Origin of the sequence: Streptomyces sp. NRRL S-495 (assembly GCF_000966955.1) — a bacterium.
Classification (GTDB): domain Bacteria; phylum Actinomycetota; class Actinomycetes; order Streptomycetales; family Streptomycetaceae; genus Kitasatospora; species Kitasatospora purpeofusca.
Map to the genome: position 1 here is coordinate 1 of NZ_JZWY01001150.1, position 4,463 is coordinate 4,463.

Genomic DNA, 4,463 nt, shown 5'->3' on the forward strand with positions numbered 1-4,463 from the left:
CCCGGCAGCTGGCCGCGCGTCGCGGGGCCGGCCGGGCCGACGGGCCCGGTGGCCGACCCGGGCGGGCCGGCCGGCGGAGCGCCCGTCCCCGGGTCGGGCCGCGCCAGGGTGGAGCCGTCACGGGCGACCCGCTCGTCGGTCCGGCCGATCAGCCAGTCCCGGCTCGGCACCACCAGGCCGGCCGGGGTGAAGGCGATCCGGCGCAGCTCGGACTGCGGCCCGTTGTCCTTGCGCCACATGCTCGCGACGATGTCCACCGCTTCCTGCGGCGTCTCGGCGAACTCCAGGCCCGCGTAGACCGGGGCGCAGGCGTCCAGGCCGAGGTCCTGCGCGGTGAGGCGGCGGCCGAGCCGACGGGTGAACACCTCGGCGATCAGGGCCGGGGTGGCGCCGCGGGGCTGCTGGCCGCGGAGCCAGCGGGTGACGGAGGTCTTGTCGTAGCGCAGGTCGAGGCCGTGCTCCAGGCCGAGCTGGTCGACCCGGCGGGCCAGGCCGGCGTGCGAGAAGCCGGCCTCCTCGATCAGGGCGGCCAGTTGGAGGTTCTGGGTGCCGGCCGTCTGGTGCCGCTCGGTGGGCGGGCGCTCCGGGGCGTGCCGCTCGGGAACGGGCCGGGCGGGCGGCGACTGGTCGGGCGTGTGCCGGTCCGGGCCGGGCCGGTCGAGGGCGTGCCGGTCGGGCGTGGCCTGCTCGGGCAACCGCAGTTCGTCGGCGGTCGGGGCGTCGGGGGCGTCCGGAAGGGCCCGGCCGACCGGACCCCGGTGCTGGTCGAGCGGGTCGAGCGGTCCGTACGCCGGGCTGTCGGTTGCAGGCCTTTGGGGCATAGTCAGTCAACACCTCTCGGACGCCGCACCGGCTCCACCAGCGGTTCGGCTGCCTGTGGCGACGCCCCCTGTCGGGAATCGGCGTGAATGTAGCGAGCATTCGGGCGCTATGGGTGGTTCTGACCGAGCAATCCTCCGAACGGGTGAAGCATCCGCGCCCATTCCGGGGAAGACCCCTGAGGGTGGGTTTGGCTTTCGGGGCTTCTTCCGGCCGCCGACCGTCATGGCGGAGAACCCCACAGTTCTCCGGGGTGCTGTAGAGGACCACCACATAGGAGCCCGGCCGTCGGATTCCTACCGTTCTCGGCCATGGACACCACTTCAGCCCGCCCCCTCGACGGCCGCACCGCGCTGGTCACCGGGGCCGCCTCCGGCATCGGCCGGGCCTGTGCCGAGGTCCTCGCCGAGGCCGGCGCCCGGGTCCACGTCGTCGACCTCGCCGCCGACCCCGCCCGTCGGCTGGCCGAGCGGATCGGCGGCGTCGCGCACGTCACCGACCTCGCCGACCCGGAGGCGGTGGAGGCCCTGCCGGCCGATGCCGACATCGTGGTCAACAACGCCGGCCTCCAGCACGTCGCCCCCGTCCACGAGTTCCCGCTCGAACGCTTCACCCAGATCCAGCGGGTGATGGTCGAGGCCCCGTTCCGCATCCTGCGCCGCACCCTCCCCCACATGTACGCGCGGCGGTGGGGCCGGGTCGTCAACATCTCCTCCGTCCACGGTCTGCGGGCGAGCCCCTTCAAATCGGCCTATGTGATCGCCAAGCACGCCCTGGAGGGCCTCAGCAAGACCGTCGCCCTGGAGGGCGCGCCGCACGGCGTCACCAGCAACTGCATCAACCCCGGCTATGTCCGCACCCCCCTGGTGGAGCACCAGATCGCCGCCCAGGCCCGGGCCCACGGCGTGCCCGAGGAGGAGGTCGTCGAGCGCGTCCTGCTGGAGCGCACCGCCGTCAAGCGTCTCATCGAGCCCGTCGAGGTGGCCCGGCTCGCCCTCTACCTCTGCCTCCCGCACGCCGCCTGCCTCACCGGCGCCTCGCTCCCGCTCGACGGCGCCTGGACGGCGCACTGAGCGGTGGGCGGGGTGCGGTCGCGTGATGGTTCCAGCAGCCATGGAATTCGGCCGAGGTATGTGGGTCGATCACATAGTCCCGGGCACCGCGGCTCCCTACCTTGTGGCGACGTCCCCGTCCTGCCCGCTCCTCGCGCAACGCCCGCTCCCCCGTCCTGCCCGCTCCTCGCGCCATGTCCGCTCCCCCGTCCTGTCCTGTCCCCGGCCCGGAAGTGGTGACCCCATGACAACCGCCGTCTCGGATCAAGCACGGAGCCGCTCACTGCCCAGAGTCGTGGCAGCGAGCCTGATCGGTACCACGATCGAGTGGTACGACTACTTCTTGTACGGAACAGCCGCGGCGCTGGTGTTCGGCAAGGTGTTCTTCCCGAACAGCGACCCGCTGACCGGCACGCTGCTGTCGTTCCTCACCTACGCGATCGGGTTCGCGGCGCGCCCGCTCGGGGCGCTGGTCTTCGGGCACTTCGGGGACCGGGTCGGCCGCAAGCGGCTGCTGGTGGTCAGCCTGCTGCTGATGGGCGGCTCGACCACGCTGATCGGGTGCCTGCCGACCTACTCCTCGGTCGGGGTGACGGCGCCGGTGCTGCTGACGCTGCTGCGGCTGGTGCAGGGCTTCGCCCTCGGCGGCGAGTGGGGCGGCGCGGTGCTGCTGGTGTCGGAGCACGGCGACGCCCGGCGGCGCGGGTTCTGGGCGTCCTGGCCGCAGGGCGGCGCCCCGGCCGGGAACCTGCTGGCGGCCGGTGTGCTCTCGCTGCTGACGGGCATCCAGTCGGAGGCGACGTTCCTGGCCTGGGGCTGGCGGGTGCCGTTCCTGCTCTCCGCGGTGCTGGTCGGGGTCGGCCTGTGGATCCGGCTGGCCGTGGACGAGTCGCCGCTGTTCAAGGAGGCGCTGGCCCGGGCGGCCGCGCGCGGGAAGGCCGAACAGCCGCCGCTGGTCGGGGTGCTGCGGCACCACTGGCGGGAGGTGCTGGTCGCGATGGGCGCGCGGATGGCGGAGAACATCTCGTACTACGTGATGACCACCTTTGTGCTCGCGTACGCCGTCTCGCACGTGCACTTCCCCAAGCAGACCGCCCTGAACGCCGTCCTGATCGCCTCGGCGGTCCAGTTCGCGCTGATCCCGGTGTTCGGAGCGCTCTCCGACCGGATCGGGCGCAAACCGGTGTACCTGGTGGGCGCGGTCGGCGTCGGGGTGTGGGCGTTCGTCTTCTTCGGGATGGTGGACACCGGCTCCTTCGGCTCACTGGTGCTCGCGGTGACCGTCGGACTGGTCTTCCACAGCGCCATGTACGCACCCCAGGCCGCCTTCTTCTCCGAGCTGTTCGCCACCCGGATGCGCTACTCGGGCGCGTCGATCGGCGCGCAGTTCGCCTCGGTGGCCGCCGGCGCACCCGCACCGCTGATCGCCACCGCGCTGCTGAAGGACTACGGCAGCTCGACCCCGATCTCGGTGTACGTGGCGATCGCCGCCGCGATCACCGTCCTGGCGGTGCTGTGCGGGCGGGAGACGCGCGGGCACGACCTGGCGGAGGTGACGGGCGCCCGGCCGGCCGAGGACGGCACGGAGCCGGGAGCGGCGACGGTGGGGAAGGCGGCCACCGCCTGACGCGCCGTCCGGCTAGCATCGCGCTTCCCTCCCCGGGACACGAACACCCACTGCCGATTGGCGGCCGTACCATGAACGACCTCCACGCCGGCTCGGCGCCCGCACTGCGGCGACTGCTGGACCTGCTCGCCTCCGGCGCCGCCACCGAGGACTTCGCCGACGTGCTGGCCGACGCCCGCCGGCGGGGCGCACCGGCCGACGTGCTGAGCGAGATCGACGACGCGACCTGGCAGGCGCTGCGGGTCCACCGGACCCTGCGCCAGCACCGCCGCCGCGAGGCCGAGTTGACCGCCCTCTTCGACACCGCCGGCGACCTCGCCGCCTCCCGCGACCTCGACTCCGTCCTGCAGGCGATCGTCCGCCGGGCCCGGATGCTGCTGGGCACCGACACCGCCTATCTCACCCTCCCGGACGAGGCCGCGGGCGACACCTACATGCGGGTCACCGACGGCTCGGTCTCGGTCCTCTTCCAGACCCTGCGGCTCAGCCTCGGCGACGGCCTCGGCGGCCTGGTCGCGCAGAGCGCCCGCCCGTACGCCACCCCCGACTACCGCACCGACGGCCGCTTCCACCACACCGACGTCATCGACGCGGGCGTGGTCGACGAGGGACTGGTGGCGATCATCGGTGTCCCGCTGCTGCTCGGCGGGCGGGTGATCGGGGTGCTGTTCGCCGCCGACCGCTCACCCCGCGCGTTCTCCCCCGACGAGGTCGCGCTGCTCTGCACCCTGGCCGCGCACGCCGCGATCGCCCTGGACACCGCCAAGGCGCTCGCCGACACCCGGGCCGCGCTCGCCGAGCTGAACAGCGCCAACGAGCTGATCCGCGCCCACTCCGCCGCCGTCCAGCGCGCCGAGCGGGGCCACGACCGGCTCACGGACCTGGTCCTGCGCGGGGCGGAGGTGCCGGACGTCGCCGCGGCCGTGGCCGCCCTGCTCGGCGGGGGGATAGCCGTACTGGACACC

General features: G+C 73.6%; 3 protein-coding genes and 1 pseudogene. 3 read left to right on the plus strand and 1 reads right to left on the minus strand.

Features of this window, described 5'->3' with window-relative positions; genetic code table 11:
- A pseudogene (locus VR45_RS49775) lies at nt 1-821 on the minus strand (hypothetical protein); the annotation flags it as partial.
- Between the two features lie 309 nt (nt 822-1,130).
- On the opposite strand from VR45_RS49775, the gene VR45_RS40020 reads away from it, so the two are divergent.
- The 3 genes from VR45_RS40020 to VR45_RS40030 all read left to right on the plus strand — a co-directional run.
- Nucleotides 1,131-1,892 (plus strand): 3-hydroxybutyrate dehydrogenase, encoded by a 762-nt coding sequence (locus VR45_RS40020; RefSeq protein ID WP_045944892.1) that lies wholly within the window; start codon nt 1,131-1,133, stop codon nt 1,890-1,892.
- A 223-nt stretch (nt 1,893-2,115) separates the two neighbouring features.
- Nucleotides 2,116-3,498, plus strand: coding sequence for an MFS transporter (locus VR45_RS40025; protein ID WP_045944893.1), 1,383 nt, complete (start codon nt 2,116-2,118; stop codon nt 3,496-3,498).
- Between the two features lie 71 nt (nt 3,499-3,569).
- The coding region (locus tag VR45_RS40030; RefSeq protein ID WP_045944894.1) for a GAF domain-containing protein at nt 3,570-4,463 on the plus strand (894 nt) is incomplete at its 3' end.